Annotated in this window: 20 protein-coding genes and 1 tRNA gene; 5 read left to right on the plus strand and 16 right to left on the minus strand. The window is 68.7% G+C overall.

The genetic code is table 11. From position 1 onward, the window contains the following. Positions 1–256: 256 nt before the first annotated feature. Complete coding sequence (gene rsmD, locus WG902_RS07485; protein ID WP_340059322.1) at positions 257–844, plus strand: 16S rRNA (guanine(966)-N(2))-methyltransferase RsmD; 588 nt, start codon at positions 257–259, stop codon at positions 842–844. Positions 845–893: 49 nt separating this feature from the next. Continuing rightward, on the plus strand, positions 894–1,394 hold the full coding sequence (coaD, locus tag WG902_RS07490) for a pantetheine-phosphate adenylyltransferase (RefSeq protein WP_340059323.1): 501 nt from the start codon (positions 894–896) through the stop codon (positions 1,392–1,394). Between the two features lie 117 nt (positions 1,395–1,511). On the opposite strand, the gene WG902_RS07495 is transcribed toward coaD, so the two are convergent. Continuing rightward, positions 1,512–2,231 (minus strand): alpha/beta fold hydrolase, encoded by a 720-nt coding sequence (locus tag WG902_RS07495; protein WP_340059324.1) that lies wholly within the window; start codon positions 2,229–2,231, stop codon positions 1,512–1,514. Between the two features lie 86 nt (positions 2,232–2,317). On the opposite strand from WG902_RS07495, the gene WG902_RS07500 reads away from it, so the two are divergent. Then, entirely contained in the window at positions 2,318–2,980 is a 663-nt protein-coding gene (locus tag WG902_RS07500; protein WP_340059325.1) for a histidine phosphatase family protein, read from the plus strand. On the opposite strand, the gene WG902_RS07505 is transcribed toward WG902_RS07500, so the two are convergent. The 7 genes from WG902_RS07505 to WG902_RS07535 are packed head-to-tail and all read right to left on the minus strand — an operon-like array spanning position 2,947 to position 10,904. After that, a complete protein-coding gene (locus WG902_RS07505) occupies positions 2,947–4,272 on the minus strand; it encodes a tetratricopeptide repeat protein (RefSeq protein ID WP_340059326.1) in 1,326 nt (441 codons plus the stop codon). The genes WG902_RS07500 and WG902_RS07505 overlap by 34 nt on opposite strands. Then, a complete protein-coding gene (locus WG902_RS07510) occupies positions 4,262–5,686 on the minus strand; it encodes an amidase (RefSeq protein ID WP_340059327.1) in 1,425 nt (474 codons plus the stop codon). The genes WG902_RS07505 and WG902_RS07510 overlap by 11 nt, the downstream gene beginning before the upstream one ends. A gap of 4 nt (positions 5,687–5,690) precedes the next feature. Then, positions 5,691–7,187, minus strand: coding sequence for an ABC transporter substrate-binding protein (locus tag WG902_RS07515; protein ID WP_340059328.1), 1,497 nt, complete (start codon positions 7,185–7,187; stop codon positions 5,691–5,693). 54 nt (positions 7,188–7,241) lie between these two features. Next, on the minus strand, positions 7,242–8,054 hold the full coding sequence (locus WG902_RS07520) for an ABC transporter ATP-binding protein (protein WP_340059329.1): 813 nt from the start codon (positions 8,052–8,054) through the stop codon (positions 7,242–7,244). After that, positions 8,051–9,079, minus strand: coding sequence for an ABC transporter ATP-binding protein (locus WG902_RS07525; protein ID WP_340059330.1), 1,029 nt, complete (start codon positions 9,077–9,079; stop codon positions 8,051–8,053). The genes WG902_RS07520 and WG902_RS07525 overlap by 4 nt, the downstream gene beginning before the upstream one ends. Beyond that, positions 9,079–9,954: an ABC transporter permease gene (locus WG902_RS07530; RefSeq protein WP_340059331.1), complete on the minus strand. Its 876-nt coding sequence runs from the start codon at positions 9,952–9,954 to the stop codon at positions 9,079–9,081. Before WG902_RS07530 ends, WG902_RS07525 begins: the two co-directional genes overlap by 1 nt. Further along, a complete protein-coding gene (locus WG902_RS07535; protein WP_340059332.1) occupies positions 9,951–10,904 on the minus strand; it encodes an ABC transporter permease in 954 nt (317 codons plus the stop codon). Before WG902_RS07535 ends, WG902_RS07530 begins: the two co-directional genes overlap by 4 nt. A 45-nt stretch (positions 10,905–10,949) precedes the next feature. On the opposite strand from WG902_RS07535, the gene WG902_RS07540 reads away from it, so the two are divergent. Beyond that, positions 10,950–11,243: a YfhL family 4Fe-4S dicluster ferredoxin gene (locus WG902_RS07540; RefSeq protein WP_340059333.1), complete on the plus strand. Its 294-nt coding sequence runs from the start codon at positions 10,950–10,952 to the stop codon at positions 11,241–11,243. 31 nt (positions 11,244–11,274) lie between these two features. Here the strand turns inward: WG902_RS07540 and WG902_RS07545 are convergent, their stop codons facing one another. From WG902_RS07545 to WG902_RS07580, 8 genes are all read right to left on the minus strand, one after another. Further along, on the minus strand, positions 11,275–11,637 hold the full coding sequence (locus tag WG902_RS07545) for a hypothetical protein (RefSeq protein WP_340059334.1): 363 nt from the start codon (positions 11,635–11,637) through the stop codon (positions 11,275–11,277). A gap of 17 nt (positions 11,638–11,654) precedes the next feature. Then, positions 11,655–12,266: an aminoacyl-tRNA hydrolase gene (gene pth, locus WG902_RS07550; RefSeq protein WP_340059335.1), complete on the minus strand. Its 612-nt coding sequence runs from the start codon at positions 12,264–12,266 to the stop codon at positions 11,655–11,657. Positions 12,267–12,415: 149 nt separating this feature from the next. Continuing rightward, positions 12,416–13,144: a 50S ribosomal protein L25/general stress protein Ctc gene (locus WG902_RS07555; protein WP_340059336.1), complete on the minus strand. Its 729-nt coding sequence runs from the start codon at positions 13,142–13,144 to the stop codon at positions 12,416–12,418. Between the two features lie 80 nt (positions 13,145–13,224). Next, the gene (locus tag WG902_RS07560) at positions 13,225–14,202 is read right to left on the minus strand and encodes a ribose-phosphate pyrophosphokinase (protein ID WP_340059337.1); all 978 of its coding nucleotides are present in this window, start codon (positions 14,200–14,202) and stop codon (positions 13,225–13,227) included. Between the two features lie 85 nt (positions 14,203–14,287). Further along, a tRNA-Gln gene (locus WG902_RS07565) sits at positions 14,288–14,364 on the minus strand. Positions 14,365–14,396: 32 nt separating this feature from the next. Beyond that, positions 14,397–15,257 (minus strand): 4-(cytidine 5'-diphospho)-2-C-methyl-D-erythritol kinase, encoded by an 861-nt coding sequence (ispE, locus tag WG902_RS07570; RefSeq protein ID WP_340059338.1) that lies wholly within the window; start codon positions 15,255–15,257, stop codon positions 14,397–14,399. 10 nt (positions 15,258–15,267) lie between these two features. Then, positions 15,268–15,771: an outer membrane lipoprotein LolB gene (locus WG902_RS07575; protein WP_340059339.1), complete on the minus strand. Its 504-nt coding sequence runs from the start codon at positions 15,769–15,771 to the stop codon at positions 15,268–15,270. Further along, positions 15,768–17,534 carry a tetratricopeptide repeat protein gene (locus WG902_RS07580; protein WP_340059340.1) on the minus strand — a complete coding sequence of 589 codons (1,767 nt, stop codon included), beginning with the start codon at positions 17,532–17,534 and terminating at the stop codon, positions 15,768–15,770. The genes WG902_RS07575 and WG902_RS07580 overlap by 4 nt, the downstream gene beginning before the upstream one ends. Before the next feature lie 31 nt (positions 17,535–17,565). Between WG902_RS07580 and mutM the strand changes: the two genes are divergently transcribed. Next, a complete protein-coding gene (gene mutM, locus WG902_RS07585; RefSeq protein ID WP_340059341.1) occupies positions 17,566–18,381 on the plus strand; it encodes a bifunctional DNA-formamidopyrimidine glycosylase/DNA-(apurinic or apyrimidinic site) lyase in 816 nt (271 codons plus the stop codon). Positions 18,382–18,385: the final 4 nt, after the last annotated feature.

An 18,385-nucleotide genomic window follows, 5' to 3' on the forward strand; every position in this document is an offset into this window, starting at 1 on the left:
CTTTGAACAAATGGTTACTGTAGGACTATGCCTACGCCACCTCCCCTCAACGCCCGTGACAAAGCCTATTTCGCCGAGTCGAGTGCCTGGGAGATGCTCGAAGGGCGTATCCCGGGCCAGGCAGGGCACAACCCATCGCTATGGGCGGTTTGGCTGGCAGCGCTGAAGGCGGCGGTCCTGGTGTCGGAAGCTCCTCCCAAGCCGCCGACCGAGTAGCCTCGCCAGCGGGGAAAGCGGGCGCGGGTAAGCTCGCCGGATGCCGCGCCCCACCTCGCCCGCCCGCCGCTCCCTCCCCCACCAGGTCCGCATCATCGGCGGCATCTGGAAGCGAACGAAGCTGGACGTGGCGGACCGGCCCGGCCTGCGGCCGACCCCTGACCGGGTGCGCGAAACCTTGTTCAACTGGCTGGGGCACGACCTTGCGGGCTGGCGCGTGGTCGATGCTTTCGCGGGCACCGGCGCGCTGGGGCTCGAAGCCGCTTCGCGCGGGGCGACCGACGTGCTGCTGGTGGAGAGCGAAGGTGCGCTGGTCGACCAGCTGCGCGCCGTGATCCAGAAGCTGGATGCCGGCGGCGTGCGGGTGCAGCGAGGCAACGCGCTGAGCGTGCTGGCCGGCTTGCCGCCAGCGAGCGTGGACCTGGTGTTCCTGGATCCGCCTTTCGATGCCGACCTGTTCGACAAGGCGTTGGCGGCAGCTTGCAGGCCACTGGCGCCCGAAGGCGTGATCTATCTCGAGGCGCCGGCCGCGTGGCAAGGCGATGCGCTGGCGCGGCACGGGCTGGAAGTGGTGCGCCACATGAAGGCCGGCATGGTCCACGGGCACCTGTTACGGCGCATTGCATAATGCGGCGCAACAACCGGCCCGTCCGCCCCCGGGCGATGAGGAGACTTCCATGGCCAGCGACGTGATCGCCGTCTACCCCGGCACTTTCGATCCCATGACGCTGGGCCACGAGGACGTGGTGCATCGGGCCAGCCAGTTGTTCGGCCGCCTGATCGTGGCGGTCGCCGCGGGTCACCACAAGAAGTCGCTGTTCACGCTGCAGGAGCGCATCGAGATGGCGCGCGATGCCTTGAAGGACTATCCGCAGGTGACCGTGGAGGGTTTCTCGGGGCTGGTGCGCGACTTCGTCGTGGCGCGCGGCGGCAAGGCGATGGTGCGCGGCGTGCGGGCCGTCACCGACTTCGACTACGAATTCCAGCTGGCCGGCATGAACCGCCACCTGATGCCGGAGGTGGAAACCGTGTTCCTGACCCCGAGCGACAAGTACCAGTTCATCAGCAGCACCTTCGTGCGCGAAATCGCCGTCCTGGGCGGCGAGGTCCACCAGTTCGTCTCGGCGAGCGTGCAGCAGCGGCTGATCGAGAAGGTGAAAAGCCTGGGGCGGGAGTAGCCGGGCGCGCATGGCGGGGTCGCTTCGCGAACCCGCCCTACGGAGTCCCGCCTTCCGGCCGCGCATGGGGTCGTTTCCCGCCTCCCCGTAGGGCGGGTTCGCGAAGCGACCCCGCCATCAACGAGGCGGGGAGTCCTGGACTGCGGGAATGACGGTGGAGAGCCACTCCACCAGCACCGCGTTCACCACGTCCGGCCGCTCCATCGTCAGCATGTGCCCGCAACGCGGCACCATCACCAGCCGCGCCTGCGGTATCAAGGCCGCAATCTCCTGCGACCGCTCCGGCGGCGTCAGCTGGTCGGTGTCGCCGCACATCACCAGCACGGGATGACGCACCTGCGGCAAGTGCACCCGCGCATCGGGCCGCGCGATCACGGCGCGGTTCTGACGGATCAACTGGTCGGCGCCGGCTGCGAGCACGAAGTCCAGGTAACTGCCCGCCAGCGCCTGCGCATGGTCCGGGTGGAACGCGAAGGCGATGTTCGGCTCGATCACCTCGCGCACGCGTCCCTGCGCAAAGGTCGTGATCGCGTTGGTCCGCAACGCGATCATCATCGGTGAGTCGGGCCGCGCGTCGGTGCCCAGCAGGGCCAGGCCGGCGATGCGTTCGGGCGCCTGCCGCGCAGCTTCCATGGCAATCATCCCGCCCATCGAGGCGCCGCAAAGCACCAGCGGCCCGGCGTGCTCGCGCAGCAGCGCTGCGGCCATCGCGGGGATGCTGTCCTCGCGCGTGTGCACGTCCGTGACGTGGGGCGACCACGGCGCCAGGGCCTCGCGCTGCGCGCGCCACAGGGCTTCGTTGCTGGCCAGCCCGGGAAGGAGGATCAATCGGGTCATCGGTGTGCAAAAAGCGACGCTTCGGCCATTCGGTGCATTCTGCATCGGGAGGGCGCCCCGGATAATGGATGCATGCAGGACGCGATATGACCGAACTGGTGCTGATCCGCCACGGCGAAACCGACATGAACCGGGAACTGCGCTTCCAGGGGCACGTGAACGTCGCCCTCAACGCCATCGGCCTGGAGCAGGCCCGCCGCCTGGCCGCGCGCATGGCCGGCCAGAAGGCGGATGCGGTGTACGTCAGCGACCTGCTGCGGGCGCGCCAGACGGCCGAACCGATCGCCGGGGAACTGGCGCTGCAGCCCGTGCCCGAGAGCGGCCTGCGGGAACAGAGCTTCGGTCGCGTCGACGGCATGCGCGTGGACGACATCCAGCGCGACCACCCCGAGGCGTGGGCGGGCTGGTTGCGGTTCGAGGAAGATTTTGCGATGCCCGACGGCGAATCCACCCGCGCCTTCCATGCGCGCGTGATGGAGGCGGTGCAACGGGTGGTCGTGAAGCATCGCAAGCAGCGCGTGGTGGTGGTCACGCACGGCGGCGTTCTGGACATGATCTACCGCACCGCGCGATCGCTCGGCCTGAACGGTCCGCGACAGAGCGACATCCCGAACGCGGGCTTCAACCGCATCCGCGTGCGCGACGACGGCATCGACATCCTGGATTGGGCGGACACGCGCCACCTGGCGGACCTGCCGCCGCAGCCTGTCTACGATCAGCAGAAGTTGCTCAAGCCGAGCGACGCATAGAGCTTGCGCGCCTGCCGCTGCAGGCGTTTCGATTCCGGTTGCGCGTTGACCAGGGGCTGCAGGATGTTCTGCGCGCCGCTCGCGTGGCCGCTCCTCAGCATCGCATCCAGGTGGATCTGGGAGAACAGGTCGCGTTGCGCGTGGCTGCCGCCGATCTCCACCATCCGCGGCAAGGCATGGCCCAGTGCCTCGACCGCCGTCTTGAAGTCGCCCGTCGCATGCGCGAGCAATCCGCGTGCGACCGGCACGCCAACGCGACGCCAGGTCACCGCGTCGTCCGGCGGCACGGTCATGGCGTGCCGCTCGATGCTGGCCAGCCACCCGCGTGCTTCCTCCACGCGACCCGCTCGTGCCAGCCCGTAGAGATACTGCAGGTCGAGGAACGGCAGCACGTGGTCGTGCGCCCGGCGGGAGAGGTGGTCGCCCAGGTCGCTCCAGCGGTCGCCGACGTCCATGCCCGCCAGTTCCATGCGCGCCAGCAGCGACACCGCATTCACCTGGTCCTGGCTGTACTCCTTGACCTCCGCCCAGACGTGGCGGTCGTAGATGGCCAGCACTTCGTCGCCGTGGTCCAGGTCCAGCGCGAACAGCGCCTGGTGCCACCAGTTGTGCGTGACCATGAACGAGTTCAGGCCGGTCCACGTGGGGCTCACCTCGTGCAGGAAGGCGCGGCCTTCGGAAAGGCGGCCCTGCGTCAGCATCACGTGCGCCAGCGCGTGGTGGGCCCACGGCTCCTTGCGGCGCATCGCGATGGCGCGGCGCGCGCATTCTTCGGCCTGGTCGAGGAAGTGGCACTGCTCCCAGGCAAAGGCCAGCATGCCATGCAGGTACGGCACGTCGGCGGCCGCGGACGCGGCGTGCAGGGCCACGCGCAGCATGCCCGTCGCGTCGCCGCGATTGAACAGGTGGTATTGCGCGAGCTTCAGTGACACCAGGTCGCGCGGGAACAGGCGCGCCTGCTCTTCCAGCAACGCGATGGAACGCGGCACGTCGCCGTCCACCCATGCCGCCACCGCGGCGATGAATCGCTGCTCACGCTCCGTGACGCCGGTCGAGCCGGCCTGCGCGCGCTCGAGGAACGGCCGTGCATTCGCCGCCGCATCGAGGCTTTCCGCGAACATGTGCAAGGCCGCGCAGTACGCCTGGACGATGGGGCTCGGGTCCTGCTGCGCCTGCAGGATGTCCACTGCCCGCGCCTCACTGGCGATGAAGCCTTCGACGAACGCGTTCAGCGACCCGAGGCTTGCCGCGTGCTGCAGCGTGACGGTGTTGCCGAGCGCATCAGTCGACATGGTGGATGGCTTCGGAAGGCGGTTGCGGCCACGGCCGCTGCGCCTCGCGAATCAGCTCGAAGGCGCGTGCCACCTGCAGTACGCCGAGGTCGTCGAAGCGCTTGCCCGCGATCTGCAGGCCGATGGGCAGGCCCGTGGCGGTGTAGCCGCAGTTGATCGATGCAGCGGGTTGCTCCGACATGTTGAACGGAACGGTGAAGCCGATGTGCTCCAGCGGCCGCAGCGGATCGTTGGTGGGCGAAGGCAGTTCCGCCGCGAATGCGGGCACCGGGGACACCGGCGAGATGACGTAGTCGAACGCGCGGCACGCGTTGATGGTGGTCACGCGCGTCAGGTGGAACTGGTGGAAGGCGCGGAACACCTCCTCGCCGGACATGCCGGCCGCGCTGTCCGCCCACTTGCGGATATACGGCAGCACGCGCGCCCTGGTGGCGGCGGGCAGCATCTTCATGTCCACGTGCGAGCGCATGCGCCAGAAGTGGTCCAGCCCGTCCAGCATCCCTTGCGTCATGAACGGCTTCATCGGCGCGACGACCGCGCCCGCGCGCTCGAACAGGGCGCCGGCGCGCTCGATGGCCGCGCGCACTTCCCTCTCCACGGGCAGGCCGCAACCGGCGTCCAGCAGCAACCCGATGCGCAGGCCCCGCAGCCGCTCGACGCCGGCGTCGAAGCTGCCCCACGCGATGTCCTGCGGCGGCAGGTTCATGCTGTCGCGCTCGTCGGCGCCCGACAGCACCTGCATGAACAGCGCGGCATCGGCCACCGTGCGCGTCATGGGTCCGGCAGCGCGTCCCATGTAGGGCGGATCGATCGGCACGCGGCCCAGGCTGGGCTTGAGCGTGAAGATGCCGCACCAGCCGGCGGGCAGGCGCAGCGAGCCGCCGATGTCGGTGCCGATGTGCAGCGGCCCGTAGCCTGCCGCGGCCGCCGCGCCGGCGCCGGCACTCGAGCCACCCGGCGTCCTGGAGCGGTCCCACGGGTTGCGCGCCAGCTTGTGGAAGCTGGAGAGGCCGGAGGACAGCATGCCGTAGTCGGGCATCGTGGTCTTGGCCAGCACCACGCCGCCGTGCTCGCGCACCCGCGCGGCGGGCGGCGCGTCCGCGCTCGCAGGGACCAGTTCGACCGCAGCGGTTCCCAGCGGCGTCGGATCACCCTGCGTGGCGATGTTGTCCTTGATGGTGACCGGCACGCCGTCGATCAGGCCGAGCGGCTTGCCCTTGCGCCAGCGCGCCTCGCTGGCGCGCGCCTGGTCCATCACCAGGTCGGGGCGCAGCAGGTAGAGCGCCTGCAGGTAGTACTCCCAGCGCTCCACGTGCCCCAGCACGCTGCGGGCGACTTCCACCGGCGAGACCTCCCGCCGGCGGTACAGCTCGACCAGCGCGGGGGCGGAGAGCTCGTGCAGTGCCTCCGCCATGGGGTCAGGCCCAGCCCAGCGACGACAGGTCGTTCACGAAGATCGGCATGTCCCGCCACAGGCCCTTCACGTTCTTGTTGGCCACCGTCACCCACTGCGGCTGGTACAGGAACGCCATGGGCGCGTCTTCGGAGATCAGCTTCTGGATGTCGGCCAGCAGCTTCTTGCGTTCGGCGGCGTTGGCAGTGGTCTTGTACTTCGTGTACATCTCGTTGAACTTGGGCGACTCGTAGCCCCAGTAATAGCCGGGCCGGGAGAAGTTGCCCAGGTCGAACGGCTCGACATGCGAAATGATCGTCATGTCGTAGTTGTGCCCGCCGCCATAGGTGTTGGACAGCCACTGCGCCCATTCCACGTTCTGCAGCTTGGCGGTGATGCCGACCTTGGACAGCATCGAGGCCACGACTTCGCCGCCCTGGCGCGCATACGGCGGCGGCGGCAGCGTGATCGTCACTTCCAGCGGGCCGGTGACGCCGGCTTCGCGCAGCAAGGCCTTGGCGCTGTCCACGTTGTAGGCATTGGCGGTGTTGAAGTCCACGTAGCCGGGCGCGCTGGGCGGGTAGTAGCTGCCGATGGGCACGCCGTAACCGTCGCCGGCGCCCTGGATCACCGCCTTGCGGTCGATGGCCATGTTGATCGCGCGCCGCACGCGCACGTCGTCGAACGGCTTGCGCTTGTTATTGATCGCCAGGATGGTCTTGGCGCGCGAGCCGGAGGCCACCACCTGGAAGCGGCCGTTGCCCTTGAACTGCTCCACGCTGCGCGGCGTGACGCGCGGGAACGCGTCCACGTCGCCGGCCAGGAGTGCGGCGACCTGCGCGGCCGGGTCCGCGATGAAGCGGAAGGTGGCGCGATTGAGCTTGATGGCGGCCGCATTGCGGTAGCCCGGCCACTTGCGCAGCGTGATGGACGAACCCTTCACCCAGTTTTCCAGGGTGTAGGGGCCGGTGCCCACCGGCTTGGTCATGTTGCTCTCGGCGCTCTTGGGCTCCACGATCACGGCCGTGGCCTGTCCCATGAGGAAGGGGAAGTCCGGATCGATTTCCTTGGTGAGGATCACGACCGTGCTCTCGTCTACGGCCTGCGTGGTGAGGGCGGCGAAGGTGCGCTTGTCCTTGTTGGTGCTCTTCTCGCCGCCCGCGCGGTCGAAGGCGAACTTCACGGTCTGCGCGGTCAGCGGCTCGCCGTTGTGGAACTTGATGCCCTTGCGCAGCTTGAACGTGTACGTCGTGAGGTCGGGCGAGACCTCCCAGCTCTCGGCCAGCAGCGGCGTCACGCTGCCGTCCGGGTTGATCTTGGTCAGCGTTTCGTAGATGTTGTACAGCGTGACTTCGGCGATGGAGGATGCCGCGCCGCCGGTGGGGTCCAGCCCCGGCGTGGGTTCCAGGGCCATCGCGAGCACGATCGAGTCCTTGCGTCCCTGGGCCAGCACGCCGGCGGGCAGGGTGGCGAGCGCGGCGAGGGAGGCGGTGTGCGAGAGGACGGTGCGGCGTTGGATCATGGTGTGGGACTCCGGGAGATAGAGGCTAGAGGCTAGGGGTTAGGGTGCGGGGAATCAAGAGGGGAGACCGGGGGGCGGCTCCGCCCGCGGCACGGCGGCCAGCAGGGCGCGGGTGTACGGGTGCTGCGCGGATTCGAACAGGCGCTCGGGCGGGCCCTGTTCGACGATGCGGCCTTGCCAGAGCACCGCGACGTCGTCGCACAGGTGGTGCACCACGCCGAGGTCGTGGCTGATCAGCATGTACGTGATGCCGAACTGGGCCTGCAGGTCCTGCATCAGGTTGAGCACCTGCGCCTGCACGGAAACGTCGAGCGCGCTCACCGGTTCGTCGGCGACGATCAGGCGCGGCCGGGTGATGAGGGCGCGGGCGATGGCGATGCGCTGGCGCTGGCCGCCGGAGAATTCGTGCGGGTACTTGTCCAGGTCGTTGGGCCGCAGGCCGACCGCCTCGATCACTTCGCGGGCCCGGTCGTGCTGCTCGTCGCGGCTCACGTCGCCTTGTGCCGACAGCGGCTCGGCGACGATGCGCCGCACCGCCTGGCGCGGATCCAGCGATCCGTACGGGTCCTGGAACACCATCTGGAAGTCGCGACGGGCGCGCCGCAGGTCCTCGCGCGGCAGCGTATGGAGGTCCCGCCCCAGCATGTGGACGGTGCCGGAGGTGGGCGCGTCCAGCGCCATGACCAGCCGGGCCAGCGTGGACTTGCCGGAACCCGACTCGCCGACGATGCCCAGGCTGCGGCCGGCCTCGATGGTGAAGCTCACGCCGTTGAGCGCATGCACCTTGCCGGCCGGCTGCAGCAGCTTCTCGCGCGGCAATGTGTAGTGGCGCACGAGGTTTTCGACTTGAAGCAGCGGCGGGCTCATGCCTTGTCTTCCTCCCTCTCCCCCCGGGAGAGGGCCGGGGTGAGGGCAGCGCGCTCCGCCGCCACCACATCCAGCCGGATGCACCTCGCCCGATGCCCCGGCGCCACCTCGATCGGTGGCGGCAGCCCCGCATTGCATTCGGGGATCGTGAAGCGGCAGCGGCCGGCGAACGGGCAGCCCTTGGGCAGGTCCACCAGTTCGGGCACCGTGCCGGGGATGGTCACCAGCCGCTGCCCCTTGACATGCCGCAACCCCGGCCGCGCACCGAACAGGCCCAGCGTGTAGGGATGCATGCGGTTGGCGAACACCGCGGCGGTATGGCCGCTCTCGACCACGCTGCCGCCGTACATCACCATCATCCGCCGCACGTTCTGCGCGATCACGCCCAGGTCGTGCGAGATCAGCATCAGCGCCATCCCGCGCTCGGCAACGAGTTCCCGGATCAGGTCCAGGATCTGCTGCTGGATCGTCACGTCCAGCGCGGTCGTGGGTTCATCGGCGATCAGCAGGTCGGGGCCGCAGGCCAGCGCCATCGCGATGGTGATGCGCTGCCGCTGGCCGCCGGAGAACTGGTGCGGGTAGGCGTCGATGCGGCGTGCCGCGTCCGGGATGCCGACGCGGTCCAGCAGGGCGATGGCCTGCTTGCGCGCATCGGCGCGCGAGACGCCGCGGTGCAGCCGCAGCGGCTCCGCCACCTGGTCGCCGATTGCGTGCACCGGGTTCAGCGCCGTCATCGGCTCCTGGAAGATCATGCCGATGCGGTCGCCGCGCAGCTCGCACATGTCGCGCTCCGGCTTGCCCACCAGCTCCTGGCCTTCGAAGCGGATGCTGCCCGTGACGCGCGCGTTCTCCGGCAGCAGCCCCATCAGCGCCATCGCGGTGATCGACTTGCCGGAGCCGGATTCGCCGATCAGCCCGAGCGATTCGCCGCGTTCGAGGGTGAAGGAGACATCGCGCACGGCGTAGGCCGGTCCGCGGTGGGTTTGCAGTTCCACCGACAGGTCGGCGACTTCCAGCAGCGCCATCAGCGTTTCCTCGCCAGGCGCGGGTCGAACAGGTCGCGCAGGCCGTCGCCCACGAGATTGAGTCCCAGCACGGCGAGGACGATCGCGACGCCGGGGAACACGGACAGCATGGGGGCCTGGAACATCAGGGTCTGTGCTTCGCTCAGCATGCGGCCCCACGAAGGCTGGGGTGGCTGGGTGCCCAGGCCCAGGTACGACAGCGCCGCTTCGGCCAGGATGGCGATCGCGAAGCGGATGGTGGCCTGCACGATCAGCACCGACAGGATGTTCGGCAGCACGTGTTCGACCGTGATGGCGAAGCTGCCCTTGCCGCAGGCGCGCGCGGCCAGCACGAAGTCGCGGCCCCAGATCGAATTGGCGGACGCACGCGTGATGCGGGCGAAGGTGGGGATGTTGTAGATGCCGATCGCGATGATCGCGTTGACCATGCCAGGGCCGAACACGGCGGTGAGCATGATGGCGGAGAGGATCGCGGGAAATGCGAAGCCGAAGTCGGAGCCACGCATGACGACTTCCTCGACCCAACCCCGCTTGGCCGAGGCCAGCAGCCCCAGCGCCGTGCCGATCAGCAGGCCGATGCTGACCGCGATCACGCCCACCGCGATGGAGGCGCGCGCGCCCACCAGCAGCAGCGAGGCGATGTCGCGCCCGAAGGGGTCCGTGCCCAGCCAGTACCTTGCGTCCGGTGCGCGCAGCTTCAGGCCCATGTCGATGTCGTAGGGGTCGTGCGGGGTCCAGACGAAAGACAGGCCGGCAGCGAGCAGCAGCAACACGCTCAGGACCAGGCCGATCATGAAGCTGGGGTTGCGGCGCGCCCGTTGCCAGAACCCGGGGCCGCGCAGCGGCACGATGGGTGTGTTCAGCACCGCACTCATATGTCGCTCGCCTTCACGCGCGGATCGATGGCCGCATACAGCACGTCCACCACGAAATTCACCAGCACCACCATCGTGGCCAGCAGCATCACGCAGTTGCGCACCACGATCACGTCGCGATTGAGGATGGATTGGAAGATCAGGCGCCCCACCCCGGGGAGGGAGAAGACCGTTTCCACCACGATCGTGCCGGCCAGCAATTCGGCGAACTGCAAGCCCATGACCGTGATCACGGGGATCATCGCGTTGCGCAACACGTGTCCCCACAGCGTGGCTCGCTGCGACACGCCTTTGGCGCGCGCGGTCCGCACGAAGTCCTCGCGCAGCACCTCCAGCACCGCGGACCGCGTGATGCGCGCCAGGATGGCCGCCTGGACCACCGCCAGCGACAGCGCGGGCAGCAACAGGGCCCGCAATCCGCCCAGGATGCCTTCGTCCTCCCAGCCCGGGAAGCCTCCGGCCGACAACCATTTCAGCTGCACCGAGAACAGCAGGATCAGCAGGATGGCGAACCAGAAATTGGGGATGGCGATGCCGACCTGGGTCAGCCCCATGATGCCGACGTCGCCCGCCTTGTTGTGGCGCGCCGCGGCGTAGATTCCGGCGGCCAAGGCGAGCACGGTGGTCAGCGTCATGGCCATCAAGGCCAGTGGCACCGTCAGCGTCATCCGCTCCAGGACCAGTTCGCTCACGGGGCTGCTGTACGCGTAGCTCAGCCCCAGGTCGCCGTGCAGCATGCCGGTGACCCATTCCCAGTAGCGGCCGGCGGCCGGCCGGTCCAGGCCGAGCTTCTGCGCCAGGGTCGCGACGGCCTCCGGCGAGGCATCGGGCCCCATCAGGATCTGGGCGGCGTTTCCGGGCAGGATCTCCAGCACCAGGAACACCACCACGGAGGTGCCAACCAGCGTCGCGATGAGGGTGATAAGCCGCTTGAAGAGGAACAAACTCATGCAGCCGGGGATAATGCCAGAACCGTACCAGGAGCCCGTCCCCACATGGCATTGATGATTACCGACGAGTGCATCAACTGCGATGTCTGCGAGCCGGAATGCCCGAACGAGGCGATCTTCCTGGGCCCGGAGATCTACCAGATCCACCCCGACAAGTGCACCGAGTGTGTCGGCCACTTCGAGGAGCCGCAGTGCGTGCAGGTCTGCCCCGTGGCCTGCATTCCGGTCGACCCCGAGCGCGTGGAAAGCCGCGAGACGCTGTGGCAGAAGTACCGGCGGCTGGTGCAGGCCGAGGGTGGCGGGGTCGCTGACGCGAACCCGCCCTACGGGTCGCCGTAGGGCGGGTTGCGCGAAGCGCACCCCGCCAACGTCAACGCTTGGCTGCGGCCGGCCCCTTCGCCGTGAAAGTCTCCGGCTTCCGCAACGGCGGCGTCGGCTTCGCCTTCGCCGCCGACGCAGACTGCTTCGGCCCCATCACGATCGCCTTCGGTGCGTTCTTCTCCCGCGCGAGGCGCGCCTTCTCCAGTGCGTCGGCCCGCTGCGCATCCACCTTGGCGGCCTGCGCGGCCCGGGCGGCTTCTTCCCTGGTGGGCAGGTGCGGCGCGCCGACCGTGCCGCCGCCTTCGCAGGGCTGCGGACTGTAGGTGTTCCCGCAGCGATGGATCGCCGGCGCCGCTATCGCTGTTGTCGCAACGCTGAACGCGGCGGCAACGATCCAGTCCCGGTGGCGCATGGCTCCTCCTTGCCCGCTCAGGGCGTGTCGTCGGGGCGCGGCGGCTTCGGCCGCGGTGGCTTGTGCGTGTGGGCGATCAGCGTCGCCTTTTCCATTTCGCCGGCCAGCATGGCGGGCACGGCCTTCAGCGTGCGATCGATGCATTCGTCGATGGCGGTGCGCTGCTCGGCCAGCGGCTTTTTCAGCACCCAGTTGGTCACTTCCGACTTCACGCCGGGATGGCCGATGCCGATGCGCAGCCGCCAGTAGTCGCCCGTGCCCAGCTGCGCGTGGATGTCGCGCAGCCCGTTGTGGCCGGCATGGCTGCCACCGAACTTGAGCTTGGCCTGGCCGGGAACGATGTCGAGTTCGTCGTGGGCGACCAGGATCTCTTCGGGCTGGATCTTGTAGAAGCGCGCCAGCGCGGCGACCGCCTTGCCGGAGACGTTCATGAAGGTCAGCGGCTGCAGCAGCCACACCACCTGCCCGTGCACATTGGCGCGGGCCACCAGGCCGTGGTAGCCGCGGTCGTGCGCCAGGGTCACCTTCAGGTCGCGGGCGAGTTCGTCCACCCACCAGAAGCCGGCGTTGTGGCGGGTCGCCTCGTACTCGGGGCCCGGGTTGCCCAGGCCGACGAACAGCTTGATCATGATTTCGGACGGTAGTGGATGGCGGCGCTGCGCCGAAGGGGACTATTGTCACCAGGAGGAATGAAAAAAGCCCGCTTGCGCGGGCTTCTCCGGGTCCCCGCCTGCGCGGGGATGACGTGGCTGGCCGCGGCACGCCGCGGCCACGCACGTTACTTCTTCTTGGCAGCAGGGGCCTTGGCAGCCGGCGCCGCCTTGGCAGCGGGGGCCGCCTTCGCATCCTTGGCGTCCTTGCCACCCTTGGCAGCCGGAGCCGCCTTGGCGTCGGCCGCCGGAGCAGCGGCAGCCGCATCGGGCGCCGCATCCGCGGCAGACTCTTCGGCAGCGGACGTCACCACGGACACCAGCACCGGGTTCGGCTTGCCGTGGGTGACGGCCTTCACGCCCTTGGGCAGGGTGATGTCGGCCAGGTGCAGGGACGTGCCCTTCTTCAGGCCGGACAGGTCGACCTCGATGAACTCGGGCAGGTCGGCGGGCAGGCAGGAGATGTCCAGGTCGTTGACGACCGGGTTGACCAGGCAGTGGTCGACCTTCACGGCCTCCGACTCCTCGGAGCCCTTGAAGTGCAGCGGCACCTTCATGTGCAGGCGAGTGTTGGCGTCCACGCGCTGGAAGTCCACGTGCTGCACCTGCTGGCGGAACGGGTGGTATTGCACGTCACGCAGCAGCACCTTGTTGGTGGCGCCGCCCAGGTCCATCTCGAGGATGGACGAGTGGAACGCTTCCTTCTTCAGGGCGTGCCACAGGGCGTTGTGATCGAGTTCGATCAGCTGCGGCTGGCCCGTGCCGCCATAGACGATGCCCGGGGTCTTGCCGACGTTGCGGAGACGGCGGCTCGCACCCGTACCTTCCGACTTGCGCTCGAAAGCGACGAATTTCATGTTCACTCCTATCGGGGACCGACCGCGACCAGTGCGATCCCATTGCAAAAAAGGTCCCGGTCAGGGGACCCACGGTTTCCTCAGAACAGGTTGACCTGGTCCGAGAAGAGGCTCATCACCGACTCGCCCTTGGCGATGCGCTGGATGGTCTCAGCGATCAGGGGGCCGACGGAAAGCTGGCGGATGTTGGCGCAGGAATGCGCCGCAGCCGACAGCGGGATGGTGTTGGTCACGACCACTTCGTCCAGGGCGCCGCCCTTGGACAGCCGGTCGATGGCCGGGCCCGAGAAGATCGGGTGCGTGCAATACGCGTACACCTTCTTGGCGCCCCGTTCCTTCAGCACCTCGGCCGCCTTCACCAGCGTGCCGGCGGTGTCGATCATGTCGTCCATGATCACGCAGTTGCGGCCGTCGATCTCGCCGATGACGTGCATCACTTCCGACACATTGGCCTTGGGCCGGCGCTTGTCGATGATGGCGAGGTCGGTGTTCAGCTGCTTGGCCAGCGCGCGCGCGCGCACCACGCCGCCGACGTCCGGCGACACGACGATCAGGTCGTCGTAGTTCTTTTGCCGCAGGTCGCCCAGCAGCACCGGGGACGCGTAGATGTTGTCCACCGGGATGTCGAAGAAGCCCTGGATCTGGTCGGCGTGCAGGTCCATCGTGAGCACGCGCTGCACGCCCACCGTTTCCAGCAGGTTGGCCACGACCTTGGCCGAGATCGGCACGCGCGTGGAGCGCGGGCGGCGGTCCTGGCGGGCGTAGCCGAAGTAGGGGATCACCGCCGTGATCCGCTCGGCCGAGGCGCGCTTGAGCGCGTCGACCATGATCAGCAGTTCCATCAGGTTTTCGTTGGTCGGCGCGCAGGTGGACTGCACCACGAAGACGTCCCGCGCCCGCACGTTGGTGTTGATCTCCACCGTGACTTCGCCGTCCGAAAAACGGCTGACCGAGGCCGCGCCGAGCGCAATGCCCAGGTGGCCGGCGATCTCTTCCGCCAATGCCGGATTGGCATTGCCGGTGAACACCATGAAGTCGGATGTAGGAGCAGCCTGCATGACGAAACGGGACGGTTGTGACCTTCAATCCGTTGAGGACAGCGCACGCTCGGCGTGAACTGTCCGGCAACATCAAACGGCTGTTTGGCAGGGGAGGAAGGACTCGAACCCTCGCATGCTGGAATCAAAATCCAGTGCCTTAACCAACTTGGCGACTCCCCTACACGGGTCTGCCGCTGCGAACAGCGTCAAACCTAATCGTCGCTGGACGCCCATCCCACCAGGGGGTGAACATCCATCTTGCTGCATTCCCGCACCACCCAGCCCGATCGGACCCAGTGGCCTGGCGCCTGCGCCAAAACGGTGCCTGGCGGCAACCACGCAAAAACCGCGCTGCCGGAGCCCGTCATGCGGGCCTTCAAGCCCTGCGAACCCAGCCATTCGATCGCTTCGCCCACCTCAGGACAAAGCTGCCGGGCCACAGGCTCCAGGTCGTTGTGACCGAAGCCCCAGGGGTTTGCAGCAAAGCCCGAGATTGTAGCACTGTCGCTGTCGCGTTTCAGGGCCGGGCTCCCGAAGATGTCCCTGGTGGCCAGCCCGCGCGGCGGCTTCACCACCGCGAACCTCGCGGCGGGCAGGTCGACGGGCGTGATGCGCTCGCCCACGCCTTCCACCCAGGCGTTGCGGCCGCGCAGGAAGAAGGGGACGTCGGCGCCCAGCTGCAGCCCGATCTGCTCCAGCGCCGCCAGGGGCAGTCCGAGCGACCACAGCCGGTTCAGGGCCAGCAGGCAGCTCGCGGCGTCGGACGATCCGCCGCCCAGGCCGGCTTCGGACGGCAGCCGCTTTTCGATGGCGATGTGCGCGCCTTCCGGGCAGCCGGCCTGCTGCTGCAAGGCGCGCGCGGCCCGCAACACCAGGTCTTCCGCGGGCAACGCGGCGCCCAGGTCTTCGCGGCTGAGCTTGCCGCCGGCGCGGCGCTCGAAATGCAGGGTGTCGTGCCAGTCGACCAGGACGAACGCCGACTGCAGGAGGTGGTAGCCGTCGGCGCGGCGGCCGGTGACCTGCAGGAACAGGTTCAGTTTGGCCGGTGCGGCCACGTCGTGCAGCGAGCGCATCGCGGCGAACTCAGCGCTCGAACACCACGCGCAGGTCGGCCGCCGGCGGCGGCGCGGTGCGGCGGGCGCGCAAGCGGCCTTCCGCTACCTGCGCCACGTCCGCCTCCCAGCCTTCGACGGGTGTCGGCTTGCCGGCCAGCCAGTCGAACAGCGCCGCCACCGGCAGCGGTGCACCCGTGGCTTCCCGCGCCAGCGCCTCCAGCGATGCAAACTGCCGTTGGGTTCCGCCGGCGCGCAGGGTCGCCGTTCCCGGGGACCATGCGAGCACCGCCAGGGTTCCTCCGATGGGGTTGTACAAGGTGAGGTCGCCGTTGTCGGGCGCACCCTTGAGTTCGAAGCCGGCAGAAAACGATTGGCTCGCCTGCCCTTCGACGGTGAGCGCCAGCCGCCCGGTCCAGACCTGCACACCGGGCGACGCGGGGGCGCGCGGAGGCGCTGCGCACGCCGCGAGCAGCAAAGCGGCGAACGCCGCCAGCAGCCAGCGCGCCATGCGCGAACGCGCCTGCTGCGTCACGGCTGGACTTTCAGCCGCTGCAGCGTCTCCACCAGCGTTTCGTTCTCGGCGTTGAGCATCATCCCTTCGCGCCAGATCGCCTGCGCCTGGTCGCGCTGGCCCAGCGTCCACAGCACCTCGCCCAGGTGGGCGGCGATCTCGGGATCGGGCCGCTCCTTATAGGCCGCACGCAGGATGCGCAGCGCCTCGGCGTTGTTGCCCATGCGGAATTCCACCCAGGCCAGGCTGTCGCGGATGAAGGGGTCGCCGGGGGCGAACTCCAGCGCCTTCTGGATCAGCTGGCGCGCCTCGGGCAGGCGCACGCTGCGCTCGGCCAGCGAGAACCCGAGCGCGTTGTACGCGTGGTGGTAGTCGGGCTTGCTGGCCATCAGCTGGCGCAACAGCTTTTCCATGTCGTCGAACCGGCCCATCTTTTCGGCCAGCATCGCCTGGTCGTACAGCAGGTCGGTGTCCGCCGGGTCCTTGGCGATGGCCTGCGCGAGCAAGTCGTAGGCAGGCTGGTACTGCTTGTTGTCGCGCAACAGCTGCACCTCCGCCATGACCTTCATGCGGGCGTCGGCGGGCGTGCGCTCCGGCAGCGAACGCAGCAGCTTGCGCCCCTCGTCCAGCTTGCCCTGGCGTGCCAGGATGGAGGCGCGGCGGTTCTGCGCCGACAGCAGGTCCTGCGAGTTGTCGATGCGATCGAGCCACGCGTTGGCCTGCACGAAGTCGCGCCGCCGCTCCGCAATCTGCGACAGCGACAGGAAGGCTTGCGCCGTGCCGCGGCTGCGCTCCTCGGATTGCGGCGCGTCCTGCATCAGCTTCAGGTAAGTCTGCAATGCCGCTTCGGCCGCCGGCAGGTGGTTGTCCTGCACCAGCAGGCTGCCCTGCACCAGCCAGGCCTCGGCGAATTCGGGCCGCTCCCGCGTGATGATCTGGAGCTGCGCCAGGGTTTCCGCGTGCCGCTGGACGTCGAGCAGCGCGCGGGCGTATCCCATGCGGATTTCGGGCAGCGGCTGGCCGTCCAGGTACTTGCGCACCAGGACTTCCGCTTCCGGCTGCTTGGGGTCCATCAGCTCCAGCGCCAGCAAGGCGGGCCCCTCGGCACGCGCGTTCATGGCATGGCCGCGGCGCGCTGCATCCAGGGCGCCGGCGGTGTTGCCGGCGGCCAGGCGCATCCGGCCGATGGCGCTCCAGGCGGCAGCGCCGGTGTTCGGATCGTTCAGGTAGGGAGCCAGGGCTTGTTCGACGACGGTGGCGGCGAGCTTCTTGTCCGTCGCGCGCGCGAAGTTGCGTGGCAGGCCGGCAATGACCGAGGCGCGGTCGCCCGCGCCGGCGAGCGCGAGTTCAGTCTTCAGCGGCTCGGCCGTCTCCGCGATGCGGTTCAACGCCACCAGGATCTGCAGGACGAAGCGATTGGCGTCGCGCGACTGCGGGAAGGCCTGCTTCCAGGCGCGCGCGGCCTGCAAGCCGGCGTCGCCGTTGCGCGCCTGGAACGCGAGCTCCACCGCGCGCTGGTAAAGGGCGGGGTCGTTGGCCTTGCGCGCTGCATCGAGCACCAGCGCAAAACCGGTGGACGGCTCTTCACCGCGAGCGTTCAGCTCGCCGAGCAGCAGTTGGTAGAACAGCGCGGCGTCGAGTCCGCTGTCCGTGGGCGCTGCAGGGGAGGCGGCAGGGGCACGAGGAGCGGGGGCCGGGGCACGGGACGGCTGCGCGCAGGCGGTCGTGAGCAGGGCGCAGGACAAGGCAGCAGCGCCCAGCGGCGACAGGGGAAAACGCATCATCGAACCATCATAATCCGAAGCTTTTCGCCCTATGCCTGAACTGCCGGAAGTCGAGGTTACGCGCCTGAGTTTCGCCGACCGGATAGCCGGCGCGCGCATCCAGTCTGCGCGCATGGGCAAGGCATTGCGCTGGCCGCTGGGGCTGGACCCGCAGGCGCTGGCCGGTCGCACGGTGCAGGGCGTACGCCGCCGCGGCAAGTACCTGCTGCTGGACCTGGACCAAGGGGTGCTCTTGCTGCACCTGGGCATGTCCGGCAGCCTGCGCTTCGACGCGGCGATGCCCGAGGCGGCCCTGCACGATCACTTCGACCTTGTCACCAGCCAGGGCGTGCTGCGGCTGAACGACCCGCGCCGCTTTGGCGCGGTGGTGTATTGCGACAGCGAATCGGCGCCGCAAGCGCTCAAGTTGCTCGGCGGCCTGGGCGTCGAGCCCCTCGGCGGCGAGTTTGACGCGGACGCTTTCCACGCGGCGCTGAAAAAGCGCAAGGCCCCGATCAAGCAGGTGCTGCTGGCCGGCGACGTGGTGGTGGGGGTCGGCAACATCTATGCATCGGAGGCGCTGTTCCTGGCCGGCATCCGGCCCACGCTGTCGGCTGCGCGCATCAGCAAGCCCCGGTCGCTGCGCCTGCATGCGGCCATCCGCGAAGTGCTGGCGCGGGCCGTGGCCAAGGGGGGCAGCACCTTGCGGGATTTCTCCAACGCCCAGGGCGAATCCGGCTACTTCCAGCTGGAAGCGATGGTCTACGACCGCAAGGGCGAGCCTTGCCGGGTGTGCGGATCACCCATCCGGATGATCCGGCAGGGCCAACGTGCAACGTATTACTGCACGGTGTGCCAGAAGCGCTGAGCTA

The organism is Ramlibacter sp. PS3R-8 (assembly GCF_037572435.1).
In the GTDB taxonomy this organism is placed as follows: domain Bacteria; phylum Pseudomonadota; class Gammaproteobacteria; order Burkholderiales; family Burkholderiaceae_C; genus Ramlibacter.